Source organism: Mycobacterium gallinarum, assembly GCF_010726765.1.
Taxonomy (GTDB): Bacteria; Actinomycetota; Actinomycetes; order Mycobacteriales; family Mycobacteriaceae; genus Mycobacterium; species Mycobacterium gallinarum.
The window spans coordinates 3,784,582-3,810,002 of record NZ_AP022601.1; the positions used below are offsets into that span (position 1 = coordinate 3,784,582).

Below are 25,421 nucleotides of genomic sequence, written 5' to 3' on the forward strand. Positions count from 1 at the left end.
TCCGCGCTCCTAACTTTCTCCGGGGCCCTGTTCGATCTCGTCGAAGGCCGCTCGCGCGACGCGGAAGCTGTCGACGGCGGCGGGGACCCCGCCGTAGATCGCCACCTGCAGAAGGATCTCCCGAATCTCCTCGCGTGTGACGCCATTGGTGAGCGCACCTTTGACGTGGGTCTTCAACTCGTTCGGCCGATTCAGCACGGCGAGCATCGCGAGGTTGAGCATGCTGCGCGTCTTCGGTGGCAGACCCTCGCGACCCCACACCGCACCCCAGCAGTACTCGGTCACCAGATCCTGCAAGGGTCCCGAGAAGTCGTCGGCATTGGCCATCGCCTTGGCGACGTACGCCTCGCCGAGGACCGCGGCGCGGATCTCCCGGCCCTTGTCAAAGGTGTTCTGGTTCACGCTCTGCCTCCCTTTTCGCCGATTCTTGCAGTCGAGCCGTTAACGTTGCGCCGTGGGGAACTCGCAGGACCCGCTCGACCGCGTCGCCGGGCTCGCATCCGGCGCTGCCCGGTTCTGGCTTCGCACGTCGATACGAACCCAGGAACAGCTGATGGGCTGGCTCGGCGACGATTCCGACAAACCCGCATCCCCGCCCGAGCGCCCGGAGCCGACCGCCCCCGACCCACCACAGGCCGACGGCCTCGGGTCGAAGATGCGGAACCTGCTCGACCGTGCACTCGACAACAGCACGAGTAGCAGCCAGGTCGAACTGTTTCACCACATCCTCGACCAGTTGGTCGCCGACGAAGCGCGCATCATCAGCGCGCTCTCCGACGGCTCGTCATCGCCGTTGGTGACCGTGCACGACTGGGTTCGACGCGCCGCGCCCGGCCGCGCGGTCCTGGAGAACGCCTCGCTCATCGGCCGTACGGCCAATGTCGCGTTGCCCGCGATGGTCCCCACCTACGTCAGCCATCTACTGTCGTTGGGGTTGGTCGAGATCGGTCCCGAGGATCCCGATCTGAAGGACGACTACGAGGTGCTGCTGGCGGAGACCGCGGTACTGGACGCAATCAAGAGAGCCTCTCGCGGCCCTCTGGTCGCAAAGGTCGACAAGTTCACCCTGTCACTGTCCGGGCTCGGCAAGTCGTTGTGGGAAGCGACGATGCAGCAGGGCGGCACGTGAGCGATCTCGTTGTCGCCATGCAGTCCTGGGCAGAGATCAAGAACGACTTCGGCGCCAACTGGCTGATCTACCTGTCGATGCCACTCGTGGCCGCATTTGTCGGCTGGGGCACCAAAATTGTTGCGCTGGAGATGATCTACCGCCCACTCGAGTTCAAGGGCATCGGACCGATCGGCTGGCAGGGCATTGTGCCGCGGCGCGCGGGCAAGGTCGGATCCAAGACCATCGAGTTGCTTACCACGAACCTGCTCAAACCCGAAGAGCTGCTGGAGCGAATCGACGCCGCGGAGGCGGTCGAGGCCTTGCGCGGCCCATTGGTCGAGGCCATCGACGAGATCACGCGCGACCTCGCCGAGCAGATTCGCCCCGGCCTGTGGGACTCACTGCCCGACCCCGCCCGCAGGGCCATCCAGGATCGGATTCAGGCGCAGGCGCCCAAGGTCACCGAGAACATGCTCAACGAGATGAAGTCGGACCTGAGCCGCTACGTCGATCTGCAGTTTCTCGCGGTCACCACGTTGGTGCGCAACAAAGAGAAGCTCAACAAGCTGATGCGCGGTGTCAGCGACGACGCGATGGCCTTCGTCCGGCGCAGCGGAATCTACTTCGGCCTCGCCATCGGTCTGGTGCAGATGATCGCGTGGGCCCTGTTCAAGAACCCGTGGATCATGCCGGCGTTCGGTTTCGCCGTCGGCTTCCTGTCTGACTACATCGCGCTCAACATGTTGTTCCGGCCCGTGCACGAGAAGAAGTTCTTGGGCTTCATCCCGTTTCAGGGGATGCTGCACGCCCAGCGCGAGAAGATCACGCGGGACTACGCCAAGATCCTCGCCGACGATCTGTTCTCACCGGAGATTCTCTTCGACGGCATTCTCAAGGGTCCCGGCTCGGACAAATTGTTCGCGCTGGCCGCCAAGGAGACCGAGGCCGCCATCGACGCACAGACGGGGATCGCGGGCCCGCTCGTTGTGCTCGCCGTCGGCACGAAACGCTATCGCGCCCTCAAGGATCGGGTGGTCGGGCTCGTGCTCGAGCGTCTGCCGTCGACACTGCTCGAAGCACAGGACTACGCGACGAGCGTGATAGACCTCGAGAACACCATCGTCGAGAAGATGGACCAGCTCACGAACGAAGAATACGAGTCGATTCTGCGGCCGATCTTCAAAGACGACGAGCCGTTGATGATCACCGTTGGCGGTATCCTCGGCGGCGTGGTCGGCGAGGTGCAGGTGCTCATCATCGAACAGTTCGGGCATTGATCCAGATCACATGAGCGCGTGCGTTTTACGCGCGCGCAGGAGTAGAACTAGGGCCAGCTGTTCGACGAGGGCTCGAAGCGCAGCGGTACCGCGCGCGGGAGGGTGCGTTGCCGAGCTCCCGTCGATATCGAGTCGATGAGCAGAGCGACGTAACGCCGCCAACCGTCGCTGTCGGAATCCATCGTCGACAGCACGCCGTAGAGCATCGCGATGAAGCGGGGCAAGTCGTCGGCAACCACGTCGGCCCGGATCACTCCCGCTTTCCGGCCGCGCGCGACAAGCCTGTCCAGGGCGTCGTTCAGCTCGGCCGAGACGTCGGACCGCAGCGCGCCCGCACGACGCGCCGCGGTCAGCATGTGGTGCTCGCGGGCCCCCAGGGAGATCGCCGCCTCGATCAACGCGACCAGTCCGCGCATCGGGTCCTTGTCGCCAAGGGCCTTCTCGATCACCGGGGTGAGGTTCTCGGCGATGCTCTGGTCCAGTGCGGCGTTGATCAGGTCGCCCTTGGTGGGAAATCGCCGATACAGCGTCCGCTCGCCGACGCCCGCGCGGCGGGCGATGGCCTCCATCGGCGCCTCGGCCCCCAGTTCGCCGTAGACGTCGCGCGCTGCGCGAAGAATGCGCTCCGCGTTGCGCGCCGCGTCGGCGCGCAACGGCCGATCGGCGATGTCGGTCATCATCCCAGTCTATCTGACAGTTGACTGCCACTCCGCTGGGTCCTACCCTCGGGACTAACTGTCAGGACACTGACACTTGACGGAAACGCCGGTGATGACAAGCACTTCCACAGCCACAGAGTCCGACCTCCCCGCCATCCCCGCTGCGCGCTCGGCGACCTGCCCGTTGCGCCCGCCTGCAGAGTTCGCGCAATGGCGCGACGAGCCCGGCCTGCGACGGGCGATCTATCAGGGCAGGCCGACGTGGGTAGTCAGCCGATACGAAGACATCCGGGCCGCGCTCGTCGATCCCCGGCTGTCCGCCGAAACCATTCCATCCGAAATGATGCCGAAGGACAGCGAGAACAGGACGCCGATCATGTTCGCGCGCGTCGACGATCCCGAACACCATCGCATCCGGCGAATGCTGACCAGAGACTTCACCTTCCGGCGCGTCGACGGCATGCGACAGCAGATCCAGGAGATCGTCGATCACTATCTCGACGCGATGCTCGACGCCGGCCCGCCGGCCGATCTCGTGCGCGCCTTCGCGTTGCCGGTGCCCTCGCTCGTCATCGCGCACCTGCTCGGCGTACCCGGCGACGACCTCGAAATGTTCCACCGTCACACGACGGTCGGGTTGGACGTTCGCACCTCCGACGAAGAGAAGGCGAAGGCCTTCGGGGAGATGTTCGCCTACATCGCCGAGCTGGTCGAGCGCAAGAAGCACGAGCCCGGTGACGATCTGCTCAGCCGACTCGTCACCGATCATGTGGTGACCGGCGACATCAGCCCAGAGACCGCTACCGTCACCGGCGCGATCATGATGCAGGCCGGTCACGAGACGACGGCGAACATGATCGCCCTGGGAACCGTTGCGCTGATGGAACATCGGGAGATGTTCGAGCTGCTCGGGCATACCGACGACCAGTCGGTGATCGCCAAGATCGTCGAGGAATTGTTGCGCTACCTTGCCATCGTGCACAGCCAGGTCGACCGGATCGCGACCGAAGATCTCATCCTCGGCGGACAACAGATCCACGCCGGCGACTGGCTGGTGATGAACTTGCCCGCCGGAAACTGGGATCCCGACTTCGTCGACAACCCAGATGTACTCGATGGTGACCGAAATGCGCGCGGCCACTTGGGTTTCGGTTACGGCGTGCATAGTTGCATCGGTGCGAACCTCGCCCGGGTGGAGATGCAGATCGCGTTCGCGACGTTGGCGCGACGAGTGCCGGGACTGCGACTGGCTGTGGACGTGGAAGAGCTGAGATTCAAGGGCGAATCCGGTATCTACGGCATGAAAGAGCTTCCGGTCACGTGGTGACACCGACATTGCGATTCGACGGGCAGGTCGCCGTCGTCAGCGGCGCGGGCGGCGGTCTCGGCCGGGAGTACGCACTGTTGCTCGCGTCGCGGGGCGCGCACGTCGTCGTCAACGACATCGGTGGTTCCGTCACCGGTGACGGCTCGGACCGCGCGGCTGCTGACGCGGTCGCCGACGAGATCCGGGCGATGGGCGCAGAGGCGGTCGCCGACCACCACAGCGTCACCTCGCCCGAAGGTGGGCAGGCCATCATCGACGCCGCCGTCGGGACGTGGGGGCGGGTCGACATCCTGATCAACAACGCCGGCATCGTGCGCGACGCCCCGTTCGAGGACGTCACGCCCGAGCGCCTCGATCCGCTGGTGGATGTGCATCTGCGGGGTGCGTTCAACCTGACCCGGCCGGCGTGGAAGGTGATGCGGGCACAGGGCTATGGCCGGATCCTCAACACCTGCTCGGCGGCCGGTCTACTCGGCGCCGAGCGGATGAGCAACTATGGCGCGGCCAAGACCGGCCTGGTCGGCTTGACCCGCGTGCTGGCGGCCGAGGGAGCCGATAGCGACATCAAAGTGAACGCCATCGCGCCGATTGCGTTCACGCGGATGCTGCAGCACTCCATCGACAATGCGTTCGCGGCGCCGCAACAGGACGACGCCGCTGCGCAGGCCATACTCGATGAGCTTGCCGACCAGTACCTGAAGCGGCTGGACCCCGCACTGGTCGCACCGGTGGCGGCGTTCCTGACGCACCGCGAGTGCCCGGTGTCAGGCGAGATCTACACCGTCGGCGCGGGCCACGTCGCGCGCTTCTTCATCGGCAGGACGAAGGGCTTCTACCGCCGCGAGCTGTGCGTCGAGGACGTGCGCGACCACCTCGACGAGATTCGGGATGAAACCGGCTACACCGTGCCCGGCGGCCCGGCGGACGAGATGGCCGAACTATTCGCCACCATCATTGCGCCGGCGCCGGACTAGGGGCTGGGGCCGGACCGGGCAACATGGCGGCGTCAGGCACTCGTGCGGGGTTGAGTCGCGCCACCGCATAGGCGGCCGCCTCGTTGACGCTTCCGTTCACGCCGTACATCGCATGGGAGAAGCTCGGCGGACCAGCCGGTGCCCCGTTGCAGATCGTGTCGTCGGGCGCGCAGACCTTGAGGGTCTTGCCGACGTACGACGGGCCGATCGTGATGGGCGGTGCGCCTCCGCTGGCCAGGAACTCCGGCGACGGCAGTCCGATCAGCACCACCGCGGCGACATGGTCGGCCACCTCCGACGGCATCGGGTTCGGGATGAACTCGCGGTACTCGGCGGGTACCTCTTCGGGAATCTCGGCCGAGGTCACGTAACCGGCGAGGGCTGCGCCCTGTGAGAAACCGCCGAGCACGACTTGAGTGTCGGGACAGTTCGCCGCGGTCGCCTCGATGTGCGTACCTGCGTCGCGGATGCCGTCGACGACGGTACGGGCGAAGGCGATGCGATCACCCATGAAGTCGCTGCTGGCGGCGTAATTGACCGGGTAAACGTTCACGGATCGGGGCGCCGCTTGCGCGCGCACCGCGTCGACGAACGCCTGGCCGACCCCGCCGACGCCCGGCGGTTCACCGGTGCCGCGGGCGAAAACCACCTCGACGTCGGGGCAGCCTTGGGCGGCGGCGAGTGGGACCGGTGCGAGGAGGAAGGCTGCGACGGCAGTGACGGCGACGCCGAGCAAACGAAGGACGCTGGAGACCATGCCCACTTGTACCCCCTTTCCTTCGGAGGTATTCAGCCGTTTTTTGGTTCGCTGATCTTCACCAACATCTTGCCGATGTTCGCCCCGGTGAACAACCCGTTCATGGCGTCGACGCACGACTCGATGCCCTCGTAAATCGTCTGGCGGTGGACGAGCTTGCCTTCATCCGACCACCGACGCAGGGGGCCGAACGCTTCATCGAATCGGCTCCACTCGTCGAGCGCGTTGAAGCCCTGCATGGTCGCGGTCTTGGCGAGAAAATTGACGTAGTTGGCAGGTCCGGGATGCTCACCGGTGAGATAGCTGGAGATGACACCGCACAGCACCACTCGTGCCTTCGGCGCAAGACGGCCGAGCACAGCATCCAGAATCGGACCGCCGACGTTGTCGAAGTAGACGTCGACCCCGCGAGGGCAGTACTCCTTCAGCGCGGCCTTGATGTCGTCTTCTCGGTAGTCGATGCACGCATCGAATCCGAAGTCCTCGACGACCGCCTTGCACTTGTCGGGCCCTCCTGCGATGCCCACGACGCGGGCGCCCGCGATCTTGGCGATCTGACCGGCCACCGAGCCGGTGGCTCCCGCCGCAGCGGAGACGACCACCGTTTCCCCCTCCTTGGGCTTACCGATGCCGACCATGCCGAAGTAGGCGGTGGCGCCCGTCGGTCCGTACACGGACATCACTGCGAGTTGGTCGACCTTGTCCTGCGGCCCTGGCACCGGGGTGGTGAAGATGTCGTCGCGGCAGATCACGTACTCCTGGAAATTGGTGAGCGTCGTGACGACGTCGCCGACGGCGTAGGCGTCACAGCGCGACTCGACCACCTCGCCGATGCCGGCCGCGCGGATAACCTCACCGATCTGCACGGGCGGCAGATAGCCGGGTTGATCGTTGAGCCAGGTGCGTGCGGCGGCGTCGATACCGACATACGTTGTGCGGATCAGTGCCTCACCCTCGGCGGGCTCGGGCGCCGGTGTGGTCACCAACTCGGTGTCGCCGGGCGCAACCAACCCGGTCGGACGACGACGCAGGACGATCTGGCGGTTCATCAGTTGGGCCACGATGGTGAAACTACCTAATACAGACCCCCTTTCGGCTGGGGTTTCGCCGGACTCGGCCGACGCCCCGGCGCGCACGGCCGAGTAGCCTGAGAGCATTCCCACACACAGCGAGACCGGCGGTCCGATCCGAGTGGCGGTTCTGGCGCCGATCGCCTGGCGGACACCGCCCCGTCACTACGGACCTTGGGAGCAATTCGCCTCGTTGCTCACCGAGGGACTGGTGGCGGCCGGTCATCACGTCACGCTGTTCGCTACCGGGGACTCGATCACCACCGCCAGCCTGCACGCAACCACTCCCGTCGGCTGGTCCGAGGAGGCGACGATCGATGCCAAGGTTGCGGAATGCCTACACGTCGCCTCGGTTTTCGAACGCGCCGACGACTTCGACATCATCCATAACGGGTTCGACTTCCTGCCACTCACATACAGCGACCTCGTCACCACACCGGTGGTCACCACGATTCACGGGTTCTCGTCCGATCGGATCATTCCTGTTTACGAGCGCTACGACACCACGACCGCATACGTGTCGATCAGCGACGCCGACCGACATCCGAATCTGCACTACGCCGCCACCGTCCACCACGGCATCGATACCGACGAATTCGCGATTCACCCCAATCCCGGCGAGCATCTCCTGTTCTTCGGTCGGATCCATCCCGACAAAGGCACCGCCCATGCGATCGAGGTGGCTCGTCGAAGCGGACGTCGGCTCGATATCGGCGGGATCATCCAAGACGAGAAGTACTTCCGCGACGAGGTCGCACCGCACATCGACGGCCAGCACGTGCGTTACCTCGGGGCTGTCGAAAAGTCCGACCGCGCCGCGGTATTGGGAAACGCGCATGCATTGCTCCATCTCATCGACTTCGATGAGCCGTTCGGCTACAGCGTCGTCGAGGCGATGGCCTGTGGCACACCGGTCGTCGCCAACTCCCGAGGTTCGATGGGCGAACTGATCATGCATGGGACGACCGGCTTTCTGGTCGACGACATCGAGTCGGCGGTCGCCGCTATTGATGCGGCAGGCGAGCTCGACCGGCGCACGATCGCCGAACACACCGCGGAACACTTCACGGTCGCCACGATGATCGACAAGTACGTGGAGGTCTACCGCGACGTGATCGGCAAGTGACACAGGGCGACCGCCGCGATGTGGCGTGGTGGAAATCGGCTGTCGTCTACCAGATCTACCCGCGCAGCTTCGCCGACTCGAACGGCGACGGCTTCGGCGATCTGGCCGGCATCATGACGCGGCTCGACTATCTGAGCACGCTCGGCATCGACGTGATCTGGTTGTCACCGATCTACCCCTCACCCCAAGCCGACAACGGTTACGACATCAGTGATTACCGCGACATCGATCCGCGCTTCGGCACCCTGACAGAATTCGACGCGCTGCTCGCCAAGGTGCACGAACTCGGTATGAAACTGGTGATGGACCTCGTCGTCAATCACACCTCGGACGAACACCCGTGGTTCGCCGAATCGCGCTCATCCCGCGACAGCCCAAAGCGGGACTGGTACATCTGGCGGGACGCACATCACGGCGGTGAGCCGAACAACTGGGGATCTCTGTTCTCCGGCTCGGCGTGGGAGTGGGAACGAGGAACCGACCAGTACTACCTGCATCTGTTCGACCGCAAGCAGCCGGATCTGAACTGGAGAAATCCTCAGGTCCGAAAGGCCGTGCAGGACATCATGGTTTGGTGGCTCGACCGCGGTGTCGACGGCTTCCGAATGGATGTCATCAACTTCATTTCCAAGGCTGATGGGCTGCCCGATGCGCCCGCGATCCCCGGGCAGCGCTTCGTCGTTGCATTCGAGAGTTTCGTCGATGGACCGCACGTGCACGTGTACCTGGCGGAGATGAACCGAGAAGTTTTCGGGGGCCGCGACGGCGAGTACCTCACGGTGGGAGAGATGCCCGGCGTGAGCCCCGAACAGGCCCGGCTGTATACCGATCCGGCCCGCGGCGAGCTGGATATGGTCTTTCAGTTCGAGCACGTGTCCGTCGACCATGGCCCTGCGGGCAAGTTCGACTGGGTCGGTCGCGACTTGGTCGCACTCAAGAAGTCGCTTCACCGGTGGCAGGTGGCGTTGGCCGAGACCGGCTGGAACAGCCTGTATTGGAACAACCACGACCAGCCTCGGGTCGTGTCCCGATTCGGGGATGACGACGCGGAGTACTGGGCCGCCTCGGCGAAGGCACTCGCGACTGTCCTGCACGGCATGCGTGGCACCCCGTTCGTCTATCAAGGCGAGGAACTCGCGATGACGAATTTTCCCTTCCGCAGTCCGCAGGACCACAAAGACATCGAGGCGGTGAACTACTACAACGCCGTTGTCGAATCTCGTGGGGACGAGGCTGCTGCGCTGGCCGGCCTGGCCGAGATGAGCCGCGACAACGCCCGAACACCCATGCAATGGGACCCCGGACCGAACGCGGGATTCACCACTGGCAACCCATGGCTGTCGGTCAATCCCAACTACACCTGGTTGAACGCCGCAGCGCAGATCGACCGAGCAGATTCAGTCTTCGCGCATTATCAGGCACTCATTCGGCTCCGCCATGAGCTGCCCATCCTGGTCGATGGTGATTTCACGCCCCTGATGGAAGACGATCCCCAGATCTGGGCATACTCCAGAAACTCCTCGGCTGCAAGACTTCTCGTGATCGCAAACTGCGGTCGCGATGTCCGGAACGTCGAAATCGGGCGAGAGTGGACCGGGGCCCGCCTTCTACTCGGCAACCTGCCCGGTACACCCGCTGCGACGTCGTCGCAGTCTCTGGAACTGGCCGGCTGGGACGCACGCATCTACTACGCAGTCGCCCCTTGATCCGATTCGACCATCTCGTTGACGAAGCGCCTGCTGGCCAGGAGATAACAGATGATCGCGATCACCTGTGCCGCAGGCACGATGAGCAAGGCCCGGCCCAGCGACATGGAGCCGAGGTCGGCCTTGAGCGCATCGCTGATGACGCCGGTCAGGAACGGGCCCACCGATCCGAGCATGGAACCGACGAACAAGAAGATCGCCGAGGCTGTTGCGCGCTGCGCAGCTCGTGCCAAGCGCTGGATCGCGGCAATCGACGGCGCCATGTGCGCGGTCCCGATGACGTAGCTCAGCGCGATGAACCACACGCACAACGTGCGGTCCTCCACGATGAAAGCCAGTGCCGAAAACGGGAGCAGGACAGCGGTCATCATAGCCACCAGCCACAGCAACCACCGAGGATCCCTGGCGGACAAACGATCCGCGATACGACCGACGATCAGCAGGCTCACGATACCGGTCAAGCCGCTGGCGAGACCGTATTGCACACCGACCTCACCGAGCGACATCCCACGGGCTCTCATGAGGTAAGCCGGCGCAAAGGTGGTCAGCGAGTATCCCGCGAACGAGATGAACGCCGCACCGAGTACGACGGCACAAAAGCTCGGCTTCTTCAGCAGGTCAAGCACTTTCGCCGCCTGCACGTCGCCGCGCGTGGGTGCGGTCGCGACGGGCATCGCCTGGCGACGTCCGAGTACGACAAGCACCAGCGGGGCGAACAACACACTGATCGCGCCCATCACCACGAACGCGGTCCGCCATCCCAGCGACTGTGCGAGCAGACCGCCGCCGAGCAGGCTTGCGGCACTAGCTACCGGGATCGACAGGGTGATGACGGCCAGCGGGGCGGCGCGCCGTTCCGGCGGAAAGTTCCGCGCCACGTAGGCATGCGCGGCAGGCGTACTGCCCGCCTCACCCACCGCGACGCCGACGCGGGTGAGGGCCAGCTGGAGTGCCGATTGGACCGCACCGCCGAGCATCGTCATAGTGCCCCACAGGGTCAGGCACGTCGAGATCACCAGACCGAAGGCGCCACGGTCGGCGATCCTGGCGATGAACAGGCCCAGTACCGCATAGACGGCCAGGAACCAGAAACCGTTGATGACGCCGATTGCGGTGTCGGACAACGCCAGATCGTTCTTGATCGGCTCGGCCAGGACGGCGGGCAGGAACCGGTCGGCGTAGTTGAGGGTGCCGACCACGGCGAGCAGCGCGACCGCCGCCCAGGCGCGCCGCGTGCTGTGGGTGGTCATGGCTACTCCGCGAAGGATATCGAGGTCTCGTCACATCGCGTGACAGACCGGTTGGGCGGGAAGGTCGACGGATCTGCTCCTGCGACAACGGAATTACGGTAGTAGGCGCGCCGTGCGTCGGCCGAGCACTCGAAGTCGGCGTTCAGCACGCGGAAGCTCGGCGGGTCGGCACCCTCGATGGGCTTGCCCATCCAGTAGACCCGCGTGGCATCGGCTGCATACGGGCCGTCGAGCACCCGGAACGACGCCATGTCCGCGCCCGCGATCTGGTCGGTGAAGCAGTAGACCCGTCTACCGTCCCGCGCGTACGCGCCCTGCACCGCTTCGAATGTGGCGGGGTCCGCGCCGTCGATCGGGTTGCCGTTGACATGTACCGTCCTGGCGTCCTTGGTGAACAGGTAGTGGTCGGCGTTGGAGATGATCGCGAAGTGTGCGGGATCGTCGGAGAGCACCTCACCGTCGCTCCGGTACACCGCGGCGCCGTCCCTGGAGAGATCGCCGTCGAGCAGTTCGAAGTGAGCCGGATCGTCGCTCAACCGACGGTCGCGTTGGTATACGTGGCGGGCGTCCTTCGCGAAGCCGGGGCGGTCGAGGAGTTCGAAGGTCGATGCGTCCGCGCCGGGCAGCGCGCGACCGTCGACGTACACGGTGGACTTGTCGCGGGCATAGGTCTGATCGAAGGGGTGGAACGACGCGGGGTCGGCGCCGTCGATCTCGAACGCGTCGCCGGGAAAGGATCGGAGGTAATAGACCTTCTCGCCGCGCACGTGGTAGCCGCCGGCGTTGAACAGCGAACTCGGCACGGTGTCTCGGCTACATGCCGGCAGAAGCGCGACAGCGACCAGCGACACCGCCGCGATCAACCTGCGCACCGGGGAATCAAATCACCTAATTCACAGGAACATCGAGAATCGGGTGGTTGGCGTAACCGCCGGGTGCGTCGAAATGCCACCACTCACCCTTGTAGACGGTGAACCCGCCTGCGGCCATCGCCTCGCGCAACCGGGTGCGGTTCGCCTGCGCCGTCGGGCTGACTCCGTCGGTGGCATAGGCGTTCGCGCGGGGCGTGAACTCGTCGAAGCCGGTTCCCATGTCCACGAGCGCGCCGTCATGTGCCAGCGTCACGTCGACCGACAGCCCCGCCTCGTGGCTACGGGCATAGGGGCCGGGCTTGCTGACCCAGCCGGGCTCGGATACCACCTCGTACATCTGGACCTGTTCCGCGTGCGGCCGGTAACAGTCCCAGAAGACGAGGACATCGCCGTCGGCCCGCAGGATGCCGGCGGCGGTCCTGAGGCCGTCGGCCATGGACTGAGCGACGAGGCACCGTGCGTCGGCCGGATACATCGCCACCCCGACGAAGTTGTTCGACGTCGCGTACCGCAGGTCGATGACGGCGTCGGGCACGGCGGTCCGGACGTCGACCAGTCCGGCGGCGCGCGCCGCATCCGAAACCGGCGGGATGTCGGGGGCCGCCGACGCGACGCCGGGCGAGCCGGGCACACCCCACGCCACCATGCCCGCGACGAGTAGACCTGCGATGACCTGTCGCATTCGTGACCTCACTCTGCGCTGGGATCTCGCGTTGGGGTAGTCGCCTACGCTAGTCCGCTTCCCCGCCCCGGATCGACCATCGAGGTGTCCTTCAAACGCCGGGGAGGCCCTCATGACCATCACACTTGAACCCACCATCGTCGACCTGCCGACAGTCGACTACGAAACCGCACCCGACCCTGCGGAAGCGCACCGCCGGCTGGCCGTCGCGCTGAGCCAGGGGCCCGTCGTGATGGGGGCGCACGGCCCCGAGATTCTGAGTTACGACCTGGCCCGCACCGCGCTTCGCGATCACCGCATGTGTGTGCCTGAAGGCCTTGGCCTCGAGACGCAGGGCATCACGTCGGGCCCCATCTGGGATCGCGCGGTCTCGACCATCCTGAGCATCAATGGACCCGACCACGATCGGCTGCGCCGTCTGGTGTCGAAAGCCTTCACACCGCGGGCGGTGGGCCGCCTCGACGCGGTGATCACCGACATCATCACGCGACTGGTCGAACCGCTGCTGCCCGTGGGCAAGAGCGAGATCGTCGCGGACATCGCCCGCCCCTACCCGGTCCCTGTGATCGCGGAGCTACTCGGCGCGCCCAGCGAGGACTCGAAGCTGTTCTCCGAGTGGGCCGATGACTTCTTCAAGCTGTTCACCTGGAACGTGGCCGAGCACGAGCAGGTGATACTGCAGGCATGGGCGGAGCTCGACGAATACATCGACGCCATGGTCGCCGACCGCCGCAACTCGCTGACCGACGATCTGATCTCGGACCTGATCCGCGCCGAGGACGACGGTGACCGGCTGACGACACCGGAGCTGCGCATGCTCGCCGCGAGCATTCTGATGGCGGGCACCGACACCACCCGCAATCAGCTCGCAGCAGCGGTGGACACGCTGTGCGATCACCCCGACCAATGGGAGTTGCTCGCCGAGCGGCCGGAGTTGGCGATGAACGCGGTGGAGGAGCTGATGCGCTTCAACCCCGTCGTCCTCGGCGCGATGCGGATGACGATCGAGGACGTCGAGTTCGGCGGCGTGACGATCCCGGCCGGCACCTTCGTCATGGTGAACACGGCCGCGGGCAATCGCGACCCCGAGGTGTTCGACGATCCGCATCGCCTCGACATCACGCGTACGGGTGCAGCGCCGATGCAGACGTTCGGCGCGGGTGCGCACTACTGCCTCGGCGCGAACCTGGCACGACGTGAGCTCGCCGAGGCCCTGGTGGTGATGACCCAGCGGATGACCAACGTGCGGCGAGCGGCGCCCGCGGTGTGGAAGCCGTTGGTGGGCATCACCGGTCCCGCGGTGCTGCCGATCGAGTTCGACGAACGCGGCCGCTGCTGAAGTCGGGCTTACACTTCGACGGTGCGCGACGTCCTCGACGAGTTGCTATCGGTATGGCGGACCGGTGGCACGGCGGGCGTCGCCACCGTCGTCAATACGATCCGGTCGGCGCCGCGGCAGCCCGGAGCGACCATGGTCGTCGCACCCGACGGCACGGTGGCCGGCTCGGTGTCCGGCGGATGCGTCGAGGCGGCGGTCTACGAAATGGCCAACGACGTCGTCGCGTCCGGGCAGGCCCGGTTGCAGCGCTATGACGTGAGCGACGACGACGCGTTCACCGTCGGGCTGACCTGCGGGGGGATCGTCGACATCTTCGCCGAGGCGGTATCGCGCAGCACCTTCCCGCAACTGGAGACGATCGCCGACGACATCGCCGCCCATCGCCCGACCGCCGTCGCCACGGTCATCGCCCACCCGGACCCACGGCGGGTGGGACGCAGGATCGTCGTCGGACAGCACGGTGTCGACGGCTCGCTGGGATCGCATCGTGCCGACGCCGCGATCAGCGACGACGCGCGGGGTTTGCTGGCGGCCGGGCGGTCGACGGTGCTGTCCTACGGTGCCGACGGGCAGCGGCAGGAGTCCGGTATGGAGGTGTTCGTCGCCAGCCATGCCCCGCGTCCCCGGATGCTGATATTCGGTGCGACCGACTTCGCGTCGGCGCTTGTCACGCAGGGTTCGTTCCTGGGTTATCGGGTGACGGTGTGCGATGCACGGCCGGTGTTCGCGACACCGGCGCGGTTCCCGGGTGCCGACGAGGTCGTCGTCGACTGGCCGCACCGCTATCTCGCCGGGCAGGCGGCCAAGGACTTGATCGACGACCGCACCGCGATCTGCGTGCTCACCCATGACGCCAAGTTCGACGTTCCGGTCCTACACCTCGCGCTGCGACTGCCGCAGGTCGGCTATATCGGCGTCATGGGCTCGCGGCGCACTCACGACGATCGGATCGCCCGCCTGCGCGAGGCCGGCGTCTCAGATGTGGAGTTGGGCAGGCTGTCGAGCCCGATCGGCCTCGATCTGGGTGCGCGTACCCCGGAGGAGACGGCGGTATCGATCGCCGCGGAGATCATCGCGCGGCGGTGGGGCGGCGGGGGTCTGCCGCTCGCGGATACGGCTGGGCGAATCCACCACGACCGTTGAGGCAATGTGGATGTCATGAAAATCGGGTTTGTAGGACTGGGAAACATGGGCGCGGGCATGGCGGCCAATCTGCTGACGGCCGGGCATGAGTTGACGGCGTACAACCGCTCGCAGGGCAAGGTCGCCGCGTTGGTCGAGAAGGGCGCTCGCGCGGCGCGGACCGTGGCCGAGGCGTGCGGGGGCGACGTCGTGATCACGATGCTGGCCAACGACGATGCGGTGGAGACGGTCACATTCGGCGAGGAAGGCATTCTGGCGTCGCTTCCGGCCGGTGCGACTCATGTCTCGTCGAGCACGATCAGCCTCGCGCTGGCGGAACGGCTGACGGACGCGCATGCCGAGGCGGGGCATCGCTTCGTGGCGGCGCCGGTGTTCGGGCGTCCGGAGGCGGCGGAAGCGGCCAAGCTGTTCGTGGTAGCTGCCGGTGAACCCGCTGCAGTGCAAGAACTTTCGCCGGTATTCGATGCGATCGGTCAGCGGACGTTCGTCGTGGCCGAACAGCCGAAGGCCGCGAACCTCGTCAAGCTGAGTGGGAACTTCCTCATCGCGTCGGTGATCGAGTCGCTCGCCGAGTCGATGGCGCTGGTGGAAAAGGCCGGCGTGGACAAGCAGGCCTACCTCGAGGTGCTGACGTCGACGCTTTTCGACGCACCGGTCTACAAGACGTACGGAGGACTGCTGGCACGCGAGGAGTTCGAACCCGCCGGCTTCGCTGCCTCACTGGGCTTGAAGGACGTCCGGCTTGTGCTCGCCGCGGGCGAGTCTTTGGAGGTGCCGCTGCCGGTGGCAAGCCTGATCCGCGACCGCTTCCTCACCTTGCTTGCCAACGGCGGCGCCCACCTCGACTGGTCCGCGCTCGGAAAGGTCGCCTCATGGGAAGCCGGCGCCCGGCCGTTGTAACCGGATGGCGAACATTCGGCTTGAAACGCGCCACCAGGTTACAACCGGCGAGAACGACTCCCCCGCCTTACTGCGGGACGACCCCGCGTAGGCCTTCGGCACCGAAGAGCGGCTCGAGCATCGCCGAGTAATCGGGCCCACGGCGCACGAGCACCCCGCCGTCGACGTTGATCACCTGGCCGGTGATGTAACTCGCGGCGTCGCTCAGCAGGAACACCGCACAGTTCGCGATGTCCTCGACCTCACCGGGCCGCGGCAGCGGCGTGATGTCCGCGTAGTCGGCGCTCAACTCGGGCGACTCGAGAACCGGCGCGACGAGCTCGGTGCGGATGAGACCCGGCCGGATGCAGTTCACCCGTACCCAGGAGGCGCCGAGCTCGTCAGCCGCCAGTTGCATCATGTGGTCGATGCCCGCCTTCGAGACCCCGTAGGCGCCGAACCACCGGTGGGTATTGCTCGCCGCGATCGACGAGATACCGATGAAAGATCCGCCGCCGCCGCGAACCATCTCCCGCGCGGCGTGCTTGAGCACGTACATGGTGCCGTTGATGTTCAGGTCGACGGTGCGTCGCCACGCCTCGGAATCGATCTGCGTGATCGGCCCGATCGTCTCGCTGCCACCGGCGCAGTGCACGACACCCTGCAACCGGCCGGACCATGCGGTGGTCGCCTCCACGACGCGGGCGACCTCGTCCTCGTTGGTGACGTCGGCGGGCTCGTACAGCACCTCACCGGGTCCGCCCAGGGCCTTGATCTCGTCAGCCGCGGCCGACAGCCTGTCTGCGTTGCGTCCGACGAGCATCGCGTTGCCGCCGGACGCGACCACCGCGGCGGCGCACGCTTTACCTATGCCACTGCCACCACCGGTGACCAGAACCGTTTGCCCCGTCAATGACAGTTGCACTGCAGACCCCTTCGTCCGACAACTAGAACAGGTTCTAGTTATACGTCACGGCTCGTCGTAGCGCGCAGGCTTGGGCGCTCCCAACGTTCGCCAGTCCGGTACGTCTGGCGGCAGTCCGACCGGGTAGCGGTTCTCGTTGGCGGCCGCCCAGTGGGCGTGCCCGAGTTCGTGGATGTGAAACGCGTGCCGAAGCGCCTCGGTGAAGCCCATCGCGTCGGCCGCGGCGTTGACCGAATCCTTGACCAACAGCGCCGCCATCGTCGGCCGCTCGGCGATGCGCCTCGCGAAATCAAGCGTCTTGTCCTCGAGCTCGGAGCGCGGGAAGACCTTCGACACCATGCCCAGCCGGTACGCTTCTTCGGCATCGATCGAATCACCGGTCAGCAGAAGCTCTTTCGCCTTGCGTGCGCCGAATTCCCATGGGTGCGCGTAATACTCCACTCCCGGCATGCCCATCCTGACGGCGACGACGTCGCTGAACTTCGCGTCGTCGGCGGCGACGATCAGGTCGCACGCCCAGATCAGCATGAGGGCAGCCGAGATCGCGTTGCCCTGTACCTGCGCGATGGTGATCTTGCGCAAATCGCGCCAGCGGCGGGTGTTCTCGAAGAAGTAGTGCCACTCCTGCAGATACGTCTTTTCGGCGACGGCGTGCCTCGTGGCTCCGTTGATCGAGAACGTCGGATGCTGGCCCGGGCCGGGCTTGCGCTCCAGCATCGCCTCCTCCGAGCCGAGATCGTGTCCGGCAGAGAAGTTCTTCCCGCGGGCGGCGAGAATCACCACCCGGACCTCGTCATCCGCCTCCGCACGGCCGAAGGCTTCGTCCAGCTGCACCAGCAGAGTTCGCGACTGGGCGTTCTGCGCTTCGGGCCGGTTGAGCCAGATGCGCGCAATACGCCCCTCGTCCAGAGTCTCGTAGGTGACCTGTTGTCCGGTCGGTTCCGCACGTGTCACATCAGGGCTAGCCACAGCCGACCACCTCGTTCGCGTAGTAAGACAGCTTGCACATTACGGTGCTGGGCCGAGCGGTCGCTCAGCGGTGCCACAGGTATCGTCCAGCGAACTTACAGCCCAGCGAAGGACCAAAGTCAGAAAACCCACTCACCGCGCTATTCCCCTTAATACGAGTACACTTGAGCCAATCAGAACGCAGCGCAGGCAAACTTCGCCACCGCTCTGCAGGCATACAGCAAACTATAAGGAAGTGCGAAGAGATGGCCACACAGCGGATCACCGCAGCGCGACTCATCCTGGCCGGCGGATTCGCGCTGGCGGCCCTCACCGCGCCCGTCATGGTGGCGTTGACGACGCCCGAAGCGTCCGGGGTTGCGGCTTGTCCCTCAGGCGAATCCGAGGATCTGTTCACCACAACGTGCACCCCGGAACTCGTACCTAACCAAGGGGGACCGAACTCAGGGTCGCCGTACTCGACGATTCCGGGTAATCCGGACTTACCCGCGATCGACGGAATCCCCTGCGGTGGCCACAATTCGGGTCAGTGCATGGGACTCGCCGAAGAGCAGCAGGCCCAGACTCCCCTGGTTCAGCCGCACACCAGTGTGAGCTCCAGCCCCTGACCGCGGCGGGCGCTGCCTCAGAAGATCCACAGAATCACGGCGCGATCACTAGACTCTCGGAATGGCCTCCTCCTCATTCGCGAGCCGGCGTCACCTTCTGATCGGCGCCTTCGTCGTCGCGGCGGCAGCCGCGCCCGCGGTCGCCGCCTACTCGATGCCCGAGCCCGGAATTCCGGTGGCGCAATGCACGGGTGGCGAGGAACCCGACCAGTTCACGACCACCTGCGTTCCATTCATGGTGCCCAACGCTGGATCCCCGTACACCACGACCGCGGCCAACCCGGATGTGCCGGAGATCGACGGCATTCCGTGCATCGGGCACAACTCGGGTCAGTGCATCGGTCTGGCCGAGGATCAAGCGCTGATCCCGAATGTCACGCCGCGTTCGACATTCAGCTCCAGCCCATAGGTAGCTGCGGGGTACCTGTGAGTCAGCGAACTCACCGAAGCTGTGCAGAAAGTTGGCAGCTTCCATAGAATCTTGCCGACGACACGGTCTAACTAGAGAAAGCGTGACGATGGCGACCTTCCAGCTCTCAGCTCGACGACTGATCCTTGCCGGTGGCTTTGCGGTCGCAGTTGCCGCGGCCCCCGCAATCGCCGCACTCGCGGTGCCGGCCACCGACATCGCTCCCATCGCTCAAGGCTGCCCGGGCGGTGAAGAGTCCGACCAGTTCACCGGCGTCTGCGTCCCCCATACGGTTCCCAACTCGGGCTCCTCGCCGTACTCGACCACGCCGCAGAACCCCGACATCCCGACCGTCATGGGTATCCCGTGCGCCGGGCACAACTCGGGTCAGTGCATGGGCCTCGCCGAAGAGCAGCAGGCCATGACGGTGACGCCGCCGCCGGCACCCGTCTTCGGCAGCAGCCCGACGGTGACCAACTAACCCTCGGAAGCCTCCGAACAGGGGCTATGACACCGTCCCCTAGAGTTGTCGTATGCCTGCGAAATCTGATCCCGCCGAACTCGGCGACGTCGAACCGCTTGCCGACAGCACTGCGCGCCAGGCCAGGCGCGTCGTTGCCGCATATGCGAACGACGCCGACGAGTGCCGGATTTTCCTGTCGATGCTCGGCATTGGACCCTCGAAACTCGAGGCGTAAGTGAGTCGGGGGGGTGACCGGGAGGTCAGCTCCGGTGATTCCGACTTCGTCGTGGTGGCCAACCGGCTGCCCATAGACATGGAACGGCTGCCGGACGGCACCACGACCTGGAAACGGGCCCCCGGCGGCCTCGTGACAGCTCTGGAGCCACTTCTGCGCCGCCGTCGGGGTGCCTGGATCGGTTGGCCAGGCGTACCCGACGCCGGTGACGAGCCGATCGAGCAGGACGACATGCTGCTCTGTCCGGTCAGCTTGTCCGCCGAGGACATCGCCGAGTACTACGAGGGGTTCTCGAATGCGGCGCTATGGCCCCTGTACCACGACGTCATCGTCAAGCCGATCTACCACCGCGAGTGGTGGGACCGGTACGTAGACGTCAACCGCCGGTTCGCCGAGGCGACGGCGAAAACTGCGGCCAGCAACGCCACGGTGTGGATCCAGGACTATCAGCTGCAACTCGTTCCGAAGATGCTGCGCGAGCTGCGACCCGACCTGACCATCGGCTTCTTCCTGCACATCCCGTTCCCGCCGGTCGAGCTGTTCATGCAGATGCCTTGGCGCACCGAGATAATCGAGGGGCTGCTCGGCTCTGATCTCGTCGGCTTCCACCTGCCCGGCGGCGCACAGAACTTCCTGATCCTGGCTCGTCGGCTCGTGGGCGCCAACACCTCGCGCGCGAACATCGGCGTGCGTTCCAAGTTCGGCGAGATCGAAGTCGGCTCGCGCACCGTCAAAGTCGGCGCGTTTCCGATCTCGATCGATTCGACGGCTCTCGATCAGCAGGCGCGCACGCGTCCGATCCGTCAGCGGGCCAAGGAGATTCGTCGCGAGCTCGGCAATCCGCGAAAAATTCTGCTCGGCGTGGACCGGCTCGATTACACGAAGGGCATCGACGTCCGGCTCAAGGCGTTCTCAGAGTTGCTCGACGAGGGCCGCGCGAATCGTGAGGACACCGTGCTGGTTCAGCTCGCGACGCCGAGCCGGGAGCGAGTCGAGAGCTACATCGCGATGCGCGAGAGTATCGAACGTCAGGTCGGCCACATCAACGGTGAACACGCCGAAGTCGGACATTCGATCGTGCACTACCTGCACCGGCCGATACCTCGCGACGAGCTGATCGCCTTTTTCGTCGCGGCCGACGTCATGCTCGTGACGCCGCTGCGCGACGGCATGAACCTCGTCGCCAAGGAGTACGTCGCCTGCCGCAGCGACCTCGGCGGCGCCCTGGTCCTCAGCGAATTCACCGGCGCCGCAGCCGAATTACGCCAGGCCTACCAGGCGAATCCGCATCATCTCGAAGGGGTCAAGGACGCCATCGAAGCGGCGTTGAATCAGACACCCGAGGAGGGCAGGCGTCGGATGAGAGCCATGCGTCGCCAGGTGCTCGTACACGACGTCGACCTGTGGGCACAGTCGTTCCTCGAAGCGCTGACCGCAACCCGCGACGTTAAATCGGAGTGATGTAGTTGATCAGCCACTTGCCGTCGATCTTCTGGTAATCGACGCGCAGTCGGGCACCGTCATAGATCGGCTCTTCGCGGTTCGTCTTGTCCGAAACCGTCCGGTTGATGTAGACCATCACCGCCGCTGAATCCCGCTGCGCGTCCAGCACCCCGACGCCGACCACGTTGGCTTGACTCACCAGTTCTCGAGCCCGGGTCTGCGGAATGATTTCGGCGTTCGCCCTGTCCTCGAACTCCTTGCGGTAGCTGGGTGTGAGCATGCTGGACGCGTCGGTGAGGTTGCGCTCGACGGTCTTGTAGTCATAGGTGAACACGCTCGGAATCTGTTTCTGCGCAAGCGGTCCGAGCTCAGCGCGCGCCGCTTGCGCGCCGCGTGTCTCCACCCGCTGCCAGTACAACCCGCCACCCACCGCGGCGAGACTCACGAACGCGACAGCCACCAGCGCGACGATTCCGCGCACGATCCAGCGCATCAGTTACCGCCATTGGGGTAGTTGAGGTCGTAGGCCGTCATCCGCCCGTCGTCGTCCTCGTGCACGACGATGCGCAGCCGGTACGGCTGCGACGGCCTGTTGTTCCCGTTCATGTCGCTGGCGGTAACCCTCGCCGAGACCAACACCGTTGCGTTGTTGCTGACATCGTCGAAGCTCTCCAGCGCGGCGCCGTTGATCACCGTCTCGGAACTGCCGCCGGTCTGCCGGAAGATCGCCTTGAGATTGTCGACATTGTTGTTCTGGCTGAACATGTCGCGCAGCGGGCCGCTGGTGCTGTTGTAGAACTGGTCGACGCTGTCGTCGATGCTGTCCGGCTTGAAGCTGAACATGTTCACCACGACCTGCGTCGCGGTGTCGACAAACCGCTGGTCGCGCGCCTGCGCTTCCTCGGCGTTGTTCTCCTGGACGATCAACACCGCCACCGCGGCGCCCACAATGGCGGTCGCGACAAGCCCACAGGCCAGCGCCACGATCGTGACGAGTCGGCTGGGCGCCGACCGGCGCGACGGCGGGACCACGGGCTTGACGACCTTGCGAGCGGTCGTCGCGCTGACCGCATCAGCCGTCGGAACGCTTACTGCGGTGACCTCGGGGGCCTTGCCGGTGGTCGGACCTGCCGGCCTGGAAGCGCGCCGGCGCACGGGCTTCCCCGGAGGTGTCGGGGTGGACGTCATTACACCTGCTTCGGATACAGCATCAGATCAAGCCAGTTCTCAGTTGGCCGCAGATCAGCGGCACCGGGCGCGTACACCCCCGTACCGCCGGCCGGGTCAACGAAGACTCCTGTGTGCTGATCGTACGTCCCGTAGGCGGCCCCACCGGCCGCAGGTGGCGTTCCCGCAGGTGACGGCGCTGCGTCTGGCAGTCCCGCGAGCGGCGCAGCCGCAGGTGGCAGTCCCGGCGGCGCCGGCGGTGGCGGTGGCGGTGGCGGTGGACCATAGGGCCCGGCGAAGATGTCCGGCGGATTGGTCGGATTGGTCGCCCAGCCCGGCGGGATCGCCGGCGGCGGCCACGCATTCGGATACGACGCCGGCGGAATCCACGCCGTGTACGGCGGTGGCGGCGGTCCCGAATTCGGCGGCGGAATGTACGGCCACGGCTGATGCGGCGCCGGTCCTGGACCCCTGGGCGCGTCAGGCGGCAGCAGGCCGGGCGCGACGGGATATCCCGGATCCGGATCAGCTTCCGGCGGGATATACGGGAACTTGTTGGGCGGCAGGATATTTCGCCCATCCTCGGGCGTGTCATCCTCCATGATGTCCGACGGCGTGCCGATGGGCACGGGCGGACCGCGCCATGGGTTGTTGCCCAGTGGCACATAGCCGGCCGGGTCGCGGCACAACTGGATCGTCGGGGCCCGCTTACCGGGGAACTCCTGGCACGGGTAGTTCCTCGCACCACGCACCACGGTCGGATCATTCTGCGGGATCTTGCAGTACAAGTCCGTCGGCAGATCGCGGATGGTCGTGTCACCGGGTGTGCGGATGTCGGCGCCCGGAAGGAAGCCGGTGGTGCACGGCGGCGGGTCGTTGATCGAAATCTTGAAGTCCTGCTTACCGCCTTCGCTCACCGGAAGCTGGCCACCGATCGTCATCAGCGACGCCTGCAAAGCGGGGAATATGACCAGCGCCTGTTCGATCGACTTGTGATAGATCACGCCGACGCGGCCGAAGTTGGCCAGGTTGGCGGCGAGCACCGGGAACGACGGACGGATGCCCGAGAACGTCTCACTGGCCTCGGCGGCGGCACCCGGCGCGGTGGCGAGCAGGTCACGCACCTGGGGGTCGGCGTTCGCCACTTCAGTGGTGAGGCGCGCAAGGCCTTCGGAAAACGACCGGATGTCGTCGCCGCTCTGGATCTGCGCGTCCAGGAACGGTCCCGCCTGATCGATCAGCGTCGAGGTCTGCGGCCAACTGGCATTCGCCTCGTCGATCAGCTTCCGTGCCGACGACAGCAGTCGCGCGAGCTCCGGCCCGGAGCCGTTGAACGCCGCGAACGTCTCACGCAGCAGGTCCTGGAGGCGGGTGTTGTCAAGGCTGGTCACCAGGCTCTCGGCCTCTTGCAACAGCTCAGCGACGTCCTGCGGGATCGCCGTCCGATCCTTGGGAATGGTTGCGCCGTTGCGCAGCAGCGCCTGCGAGGGATCCGTGGGCGGAACGAAATCCACGTATTGCTCGCCGACCGCCGACACGCTCTTGACGGTGGCGGTGGAGTTCTCCGGAATCTTGATGCTGCTGTTGATCCGCATGCGCGCCGCGACACCGTCATTGGTCAGCCTGACGGACTCGACCCGGCCTGCCTGCACGCCGCGGTAGGTGACGTTGGCGTTCTCGTACAGTCCGCCACCGGCCACGAAATTCGCGGTGACCTCGTACGTGCCGATGCCCAGTCGAGCGGGGACGCGCACATACAGCAGAGCGATCGCACCGACGGCCAGCACCGTCACAACGGCGAAGACCCACAACTGAATTCGTGTAGTTCGGCTGTACATTACTCCGCTGGCACCTCCTGGCCCGACGCGGTGCCTGCCGGGATACTGAACGGGTCAGCGGCCTGTCCTGACAAGTTGGCCATCTCCCCGGTGAGGAATTCCGGCGGGCTCACCACTTCGGCGAGGCGCTTCATGTTCGGGTCGAAGAACGACGTCGTGAAGATGGTCTCGCCGAGACGCCGGATCGTCAGATCGAAGGTCGAGAAGACGTTCAAATAGTCGCCTCTCGCAACCTTGGGCAGGTTCTTGCCGGGGAACGGGAACGTCGCCAGGCTGTCGAGGCTGGACACGAGATCCGCGCGATTGTCGTTGATCGGCTTGATCATCGCGTAAACGGCGATCATGTCCTGCGTGAAGTCTTCCGAGGTTTGGGACAGAATGCGCGACGCCACCGTGCCGAGGCGCTGCAGCCCGGCGAACGCGTCGACGATGTGACCACGGTTCTCGTTCAGCACCCGCAGCGCTCCCGGCAATGTATCCAGCGCCCGACCCAGATCATCCTTGCTACGCGCGAGGACACCGGCGAATCGGTTCAGGCCCTCGGCTGTCGCGATGATGTCGTCGGTCTGACGATTCAACGATGAGGCCAGTTCGGCGAGCCGCGGGATCAGACCGGCGAACTGCCCTTCACGGCCGGCCACCGCGTTGTAGAGCTCCTGCGTGATGTCTTGCAGCGCACCGAGATTGCCCTTGTTGACGACCGTACCCAACGCGGAGAGCACTTCCTCGGTCGTCGGAGCGCGACTGCCGTCACTCAGCGGAAGCCGAGCGCCCTCACGCAGTTGGCCAACCGGCGGTTGGTCTGCCGGAGCCGCCAGCGCGATGTGCTGCGAGCCCAACAGGGACGTCTGCCCGACGCGCACGGTCGAGTTCTCCGGCAACTTGACGTTTTCGTTCAACGACAGTTTCACCGCCGCGTAGAAGCTGCCATCCGGACGCTGAACAGCCTCGATTCCAGAGACGCTGCCGACCGTGACGTCGTCCACCAGCACCGGCGAGTTCTGCGGCAGCGTCGCCACGTCGGGCACTTCCACCGTGATGGAGAAGGAGCCCTTGCCGTGCCCGGCGGTGCCGGGCATGTCGAGCGAGTTGAGCCCACCGAACTGGCAGCCGGCAAGCAGCACTGCGCCGGAGCCGATGGCCAGCGTCCGGGTGGCCGCGCGACCCGCTTTGCGGCGCACTGGCTTGCGTG

General features: G+C 65.6%; 27 protein-coding genes. 14 read left to right on the top strand and 13 right to left on the bottom strand.

Annotated features, from left to right (window positions below):
* Positions 1 to 9: 9 nt before the first annotated feature.
* Positions 10 to 402, bottom strand: coding sequence for a carboxymuconolactone decarboxylase family protein (locus tag G6N42_RS18560; RefSeq protein WP_163731154.1), 393 nt, complete (start codon positions 400 to 402; stop codon positions 10 to 12).
* A gap of 52 nt (positions 403 to 454) precedes the next feature.
* Here G6N42_RS18560 and G6N42_RS18565 point away from each other — a divergent pair, with 52 nt between their 5' ends.
* Both G6N42_RS18565 and G6N42_RS18570 read left to right on the top strand, forming a co-directional pair.
* Complete coding sequence (locus G6N42_RS18565) at positions 455 to 1,129, top strand: Abi-alpha family protein (protein ID WP_232076189.1); 675 nt, start codon at positions 455 to 457, stop codon at positions 1,127 to 1,129.
* Between the two features lie 17 nt (positions 1,130 to 1,146).
* The gene (locus G6N42_RS18570) at positions 1,147 to 2,388 is read left to right on the top strand and encodes a DUF445 domain-containing protein (RefSeq protein WP_174262275.1); all 1,242 of its coding nucleotides are present in this window, start codon (positions 1,147 to 1,149) and stop codon (positions 2,386 to 2,388) included.
* 47 nt (positions 2,389 to 2,435) lie between these two features.
* Here G6N42_RS18570 and G6N42_RS18575 read toward each other — a convergent pair whose 3' ends face one another.
* Complete coding sequence (locus G6N42_RS18575) at positions 2,436 to 3,065, bottom strand: TetR/AcrR family transcriptional regulator (RefSeq protein ID WP_163731160.1); 630 nt, start codon at positions 3,063 to 3,065, stop codon at positions 2,436 to 2,438.
* 94 nt (positions 3,066 to 3,159) lie between these two features.
* Between G6N42_RS18575 and G6N42_RS18580 the strand changes: the two genes are divergently transcribed.
* Together G6N42_RS18580 and G6N42_RS18585 are read left to right on the top strand one after the other, a co-directional pair.
* Complete coding sequence (locus G6N42_RS18580; protein ID WP_163731163.1) at positions 3,160 to 4,374, top strand: cytochrome P450; 1,215 nt, start codon at positions 3,160 to 3,162, stop codon at positions 4,372 to 4,374.
* On the top strand, positions 4,371 to 5,348 hold the full coding sequence (locus G6N42_RS18585) for an SDR family NAD(P)-dependent oxidoreductase (RefSeq protein WP_163731166.1): 978 nt from the start codon (positions 4,371 to 4,373) through the stop codon (positions 5,346 to 5,348). The genes G6N42_RS18580 and G6N42_RS18585 overlap by 4 nt, the downstream gene beginning before the upstream one ends.
* On the opposite strand, the gene G6N42_RS18590 is transcribed toward G6N42_RS18585, so the two are convergent.
* Together G6N42_RS18590 and G6N42_RS18595 are read right to left on the bottom strand one after the other, a co-directional pair.
* A complete protein-coding gene (locus G6N42_RS18590) occupies positions 5,326 to 6,105 on the bottom strand; it encodes a cutinase family protein (RefSeq protein ID WP_163737775.1) in 780 nt (259 codons plus the stop codon). The two genes, G6N42_RS18585 and G6N42_RS18590, sit on opposite strands and share 23 nt — an antisense overlap.
* Positions 6,106 to 6,137: 32 nt before the next feature.
* Entirely contained in the window at positions 6,138 to 7,154 is a 1,017-nt protein-coding gene (locus G6N42_RS18595; protein ID WP_232076621.1) for an NADP-dependent oxidoreductase, read from the bottom strand.
* Positions 7,155 to 7,296: 142 nt separating this feature from the next.
* Here G6N42_RS18595 and G6N42_RS18600 point away from each other — a divergent pair, with 142 nt between their 5' ends.
* Positions 7,297 to 8,301, top strand: a complete 1,005-nt coding sequence (locus G6N42_RS18600; RefSeq protein ID WP_197905540.1) for a glycosyltransferase family 4 protein — start codon at positions 7,297 to 7,299, stop codon at positions 8,299 to 8,301.
* On the top strand, positions 8,298 to 10,007 hold the full coding sequence (locus tag G6N42_RS18605; protein WP_163731172.1) for a glycoside hydrolase family 13 protein: 1,710 nt from the start codon (positions 8,298 to 8,300) through the stop codon (positions 10,005 to 10,007). Before G6N42_RS18600 ends, G6N42_RS18605 begins: the two co-directional genes overlap by 4 nt.
* On the opposite strand, the gene G6N42_RS18610 is transcribed toward G6N42_RS18605, so the two are convergent.
* The 3 genes from G6N42_RS18610 to G6N42_RS18620 are packed head-to-tail and all read right to left on the bottom strand — an operon-like array spanning position 9,989 to position 12,811.
* On the bottom strand, positions 9,989 to 11,257 hold the full coding sequence (locus tag G6N42_RS18610) for a spinster family MFS transporter (protein WP_163731175.1): 1,269 nt from the start codon (positions 11,255 to 11,257) through the stop codon (positions 9,989 to 9,991). The two genes, G6N42_RS18605 and G6N42_RS18610, sit on opposite strands and share 19 nt — an antisense overlap.
* Before the next feature lie 2 nt (positions 11,258 to 11,259).
* Positions 11,260 to 12,129 (bottom strand): DKNYY domain-containing protein, encoded by an 870-nt coding sequence (locus tag G6N42_RS18615; protein ID WP_163731178.1) that lies wholly within the window; start codon positions 12,127 to 12,129, stop codon positions 11,260 to 11,262.
* A gap of 16 nt (positions 12,130 to 12,145) precedes the next feature.
* Positions 12,146 to 12,811 (bottom strand): M15 family metallopeptidase, encoded by a 666-nt coding sequence (locus tag G6N42_RS18620; RefSeq protein WP_163731180.1) that lies wholly within the window; start codon positions 12,809 to 12,811, stop codon positions 12,146 to 12,148.
* Between the two features lie 112 nt (positions 12,812 to 12,923).
* Here G6N42_RS18620 and G6N42_RS18625 point away from each other — a divergent pair, with 112 nt between their 5' ends.
* From G6N42_RS18625 to G6N42_RS18635, 3 genes are read left to right on the top strand one after another with little or no spacing between them, the layout of a single operon-like run.
* Entirely contained in the window at positions 12,924 to 14,150 is a 1,227-nt protein-coding gene (locus tag G6N42_RS18625; protein WP_163731185.1) for a cytochrome P450, read from the top strand.
* 21 nt (positions 14,151 to 14,171) lie between these two features.
* A complete protein-coding gene (locus tag G6N42_RS18630) occupies positions 14,172 to 15,293 on the top strand; it encodes an XdhC family protein (RefSeq protein ID WP_163731187.1) in 1,122 nt (373 codons plus the stop codon).
* Between the two features lie 15 nt (positions 15,294 to 15,308).
* Positions 15,309 to 16,193 (top strand): NAD(P)-dependent oxidoreductase, encoded by an 885-nt coding sequence (locus tag G6N42_RS18635; RefSeq protein ID WP_163731190.1) that lies wholly within the window; start codon positions 15,309 to 15,311, stop codon positions 16,191 to 16,193.
* Positions 16,194 to 16,260: 67 nt separating this feature from the next.
* Here G6N42_RS18635 and G6N42_RS18640 read toward each other — a convergent pair whose 3' ends face one another.
* Together G6N42_RS18640 and G6N42_RS18645 are read right to left on the bottom strand one after the other, a co-directional pair.
* Positions 16,261 to 17,097, bottom strand: a complete 837-nt coding sequence (locus G6N42_RS18640; RefSeq protein WP_163731194.1) for an SDR family oxidoreductase — start codon at positions 17,095 to 17,097, stop codon at positions 16,261 to 16,263.
* 45 nt (positions 17,098 to 17,142) lie between these two features.
* Positions 17,143 to 18,066 carry an enoyl-CoA hydratase gene (locus tag G6N42_RS18645; RefSeq protein ID WP_083127385.1) on the bottom strand — a complete coding sequence of 308 codons (924 nt, stop codon included), beginning with the start codon at positions 18,064 to 18,066 and terminating at the stop codon, positions 17,143 to 17,145.
* Between the two features lie 245 nt (positions 18,067 to 18,311).
* Here G6N42_RS18645 and G6N42_RS18650 point away from each other — a divergent pair, with 245 nt between their 5' ends.
* From G6N42_RS18650 to G6N42_RS18670, 5 genes are all read left to right on the top strand, one after another.
* On the top strand, positions 18,312 to 18,674 hold the full coding sequence (locus G6N42_RS18650) for an intersectin-EH binding protein Ibp1 (protein WP_163731196.1): 363 nt from the start codon (positions 18,312 to 18,314) through the stop codon (positions 18,672 to 18,674).
* Between the two features lie 61 nt (positions 18,675 to 18,735).
* Complete coding sequence (locus G6N42_RS18655) at positions 18,736 to 19,083, top strand: intersectin-EH binding protein Ibp1 (protein ID WP_163731199.1); 348 nt, start codon at positions 18,736 to 18,738, stop codon at positions 19,081 to 19,083.
* A 109-nt stretch (positions 19,084 to 19,192) separates the two neighbouring features.
* Complete coding sequence (locus tag G6N42_RS18660; protein ID WP_163737781.1) at positions 19,193 to 19,564, top strand: hypothetical protein; 372 nt, start codon at positions 19,193 to 19,195, stop codon at positions 19,562 to 19,564.
* 52 nt (positions 19,565 to 19,616) lie between these two features.
* Entirely contained in the window at positions 19,617 to 19,781 is a 165-nt protein-coding gene (locus G6N42_RS18665) for a hypothetical protein (protein ID WP_107529025.1), read from the top strand.
* The gene (locus tag G6N42_RS18670) at positions 19,782 to 21,242 is read left to right on the top strand and encodes an alpha,alpha-trehalose-phosphate synthase (UDP-forming) (RefSeq protein WP_163731201.1); all 1,461 of its coding nucleotides are present in this window, start codon (positions 19,782 to 19,784) and stop codon (positions 21,240 to 21,242) included.
* On the opposite strand, the gene G6N42_RS18675 is transcribed toward G6N42_RS18670, so the two are convergent.
* Genes G6N42_RS18675 through G6N42_RS18690 form a run of 4 tightly spaced genes read right to left on the bottom strand, consistent with a single transcriptional unit; the run spans position 21,229 to position 25,410 of the window.
* Positions 21,229 to 21,717, bottom strand: a complete 489-nt coding sequence (locus G6N42_RS18675; RefSeq protein ID WP_163731203.1) for a mammalian cell entry protein — start codon at positions 21,715 to 21,717, stop codon at positions 21,229 to 21,231. The genes G6N42_RS18670 and G6N42_RS18675 overlap by 14 nt on opposite strands.
* The gene (locus G6N42_RS18680; RefSeq protein WP_163731206.1) at positions 21,717 to 22,412 is read right to left on the bottom strand and encodes an Rv1363c family protein; all 696 of its coding nucleotides are present in this window, start codon (positions 22,410 to 22,412) and stop codon (positions 21,717 to 21,719) included. The genes G6N42_RS18675 and G6N42_RS18680 overlap by 1 nt, the downstream gene beginning before the upstream one ends.
* Positions 22,412 to 24,229 (bottom strand): MCE family protein, encoded by a 1,818-nt coding sequence (locus G6N42_RS18685; RefSeq protein ID WP_163731208.1) that lies wholly within the window; start codon positions 24,227 to 24,229, stop codon positions 22,412 to 22,414. Before G6N42_RS18685 ends, G6N42_RS18680 begins: the two co-directional genes overlap by 1 nt.
* Complete coding sequence (locus G6N42_RS18690; RefSeq protein ID WP_434059624.1) at positions 24,229 to 25,410, bottom strand: MCE family protein; 1,182 nt, start codon at positions 25,408 to 25,410, stop codon at positions 24,229 to 24,231. Before G6N42_RS18690 ends, G6N42_RS18685 begins: the two co-directional genes overlap by 1 nt.
* Positions 25,411 to 25,421: the final 11 nt, after the last annotated feature.

What these genes read in the sequence shown, in the direction of transcription:
- G6N42_RS18655 (WP_163731199.1), top strand. Translation starts at nt 18,736, where the DNA reads ATGGCCTCCTCCTCATTCGCGAGCCGGCGTCACCTTCTGATCGGCGCC.
- G6N42_RS18575 (WP_163731160.1), bottom strand. Translation starts at nt 3,065, where the DNA reads ATGACCGACATCGCCGATCGGCCGTTGCGCGCCGACGCGGCGCGCAAC.
- G6N42_RS18570 (WP_174262275.1), top strand. Translation starts at nt 1,147, where the DNA reads ATGCAGTCCTGGGCAGAGATCAAGAACGACTTCGGCGCCAACTGGCTG.
- G6N42_RS18635 (WP_163731190.1), top strand. Translation starts at nt 15,309, where the DNA reads ATGAAAATCGGGTTTGTAGGACTGGGAAACATGGGCGCGGGCATGGCG.
- G6N42_RS18610 (WP_163731175.1), bottom strand. Translation starts at nt 11,257, where the DNA reads ATGACCACCCACAGCACGCGGCGCGCCTGGGCGGCGGTCGCGCTGCTC.
- G6N42_RS18580 (WP_163731163.1), top strand. Translation starts at nt 3,160, where the DNA reads ATGACAAGCACTTCCACAGCCACAGAGTCCGACCTCCCCGCCATCCCC.
- G6N42_RS18685 (WP_163731208.1), bottom strand. Translation starts at nt 24,229, where the DNA reads ATGTACAGCCGAACTACACGAATTCAGTTGTGGGTCTTCGCCGTTGTG.
- G6N42_RS18650 (WP_163731196.1), top strand. Translation starts at nt 18,312, where the DNA reads ATGGCCACACAGCGGATCACCGCAGCGCGACTCATCCTGGCCGGCGGA.
- G6N42_RS18680 (WP_163731206.1), bottom strand. Translation starts at nt 22,412, where the DNA reads ATGACGTCCACCCCGACACCTCCGGGGAAGCCCGTGCGCCGGCGCGCT.
- G6N42_RS18675 (WP_163731203.1), bottom strand. Translation starts at nt 21,717, where the DNA reads ATGCGCTGGATCGTGCGCGGAATCGTCGCGCTGGTGGCTGTCGCGTTC.
- G6N42_RS18625 (WP_163731185.1), top strand. Translation starts at nt 12,924, where the DNA reads ATGACCATCACACTTGAACCCACCATCGTCGACCTGCCGACAGTCGAC.
- G6N42_RS18665 (WP_107529025.1), top strand. Translation starts at nt 19,617, where the DNA reads ATGCCTGCGAAATCTGATCCCGCCGAACTCGGCGACGTCGAACCGCTT.
- G6N42_RS18595 (WP_232076621.1), bottom strand. Translation starts at nt 7,154, where the DNA reads ATGAACCGCCAGATCGTCCTGCGTCGTCGTCCGACCGGGTTGGTTGCG.
- G6N42_RS18620 (WP_163731180.1), bottom strand. Translation starts at nt 12,811, where the DNA reads ATGCGACAGGTCATCGCAGGTCTACTCGTCGCGGGCATGGTGGCGTGG.
- G6N42_RS18590 (WP_163737775.1), bottom strand. Translation starts at nt 6,105, where the DNA reads ATGGTCTCCAGCGTCCTTCGTTTGCTCGGCGTCGCCGTCACTGCCGTC.
- G6N42_RS18660 (WP_163737781.1), top strand. Translation starts at nt 19,193, where the DNA reads ATGGCGACCTTCCAGCTCTCAGCTCGACGACTGATCCTTGCCGGTGGC.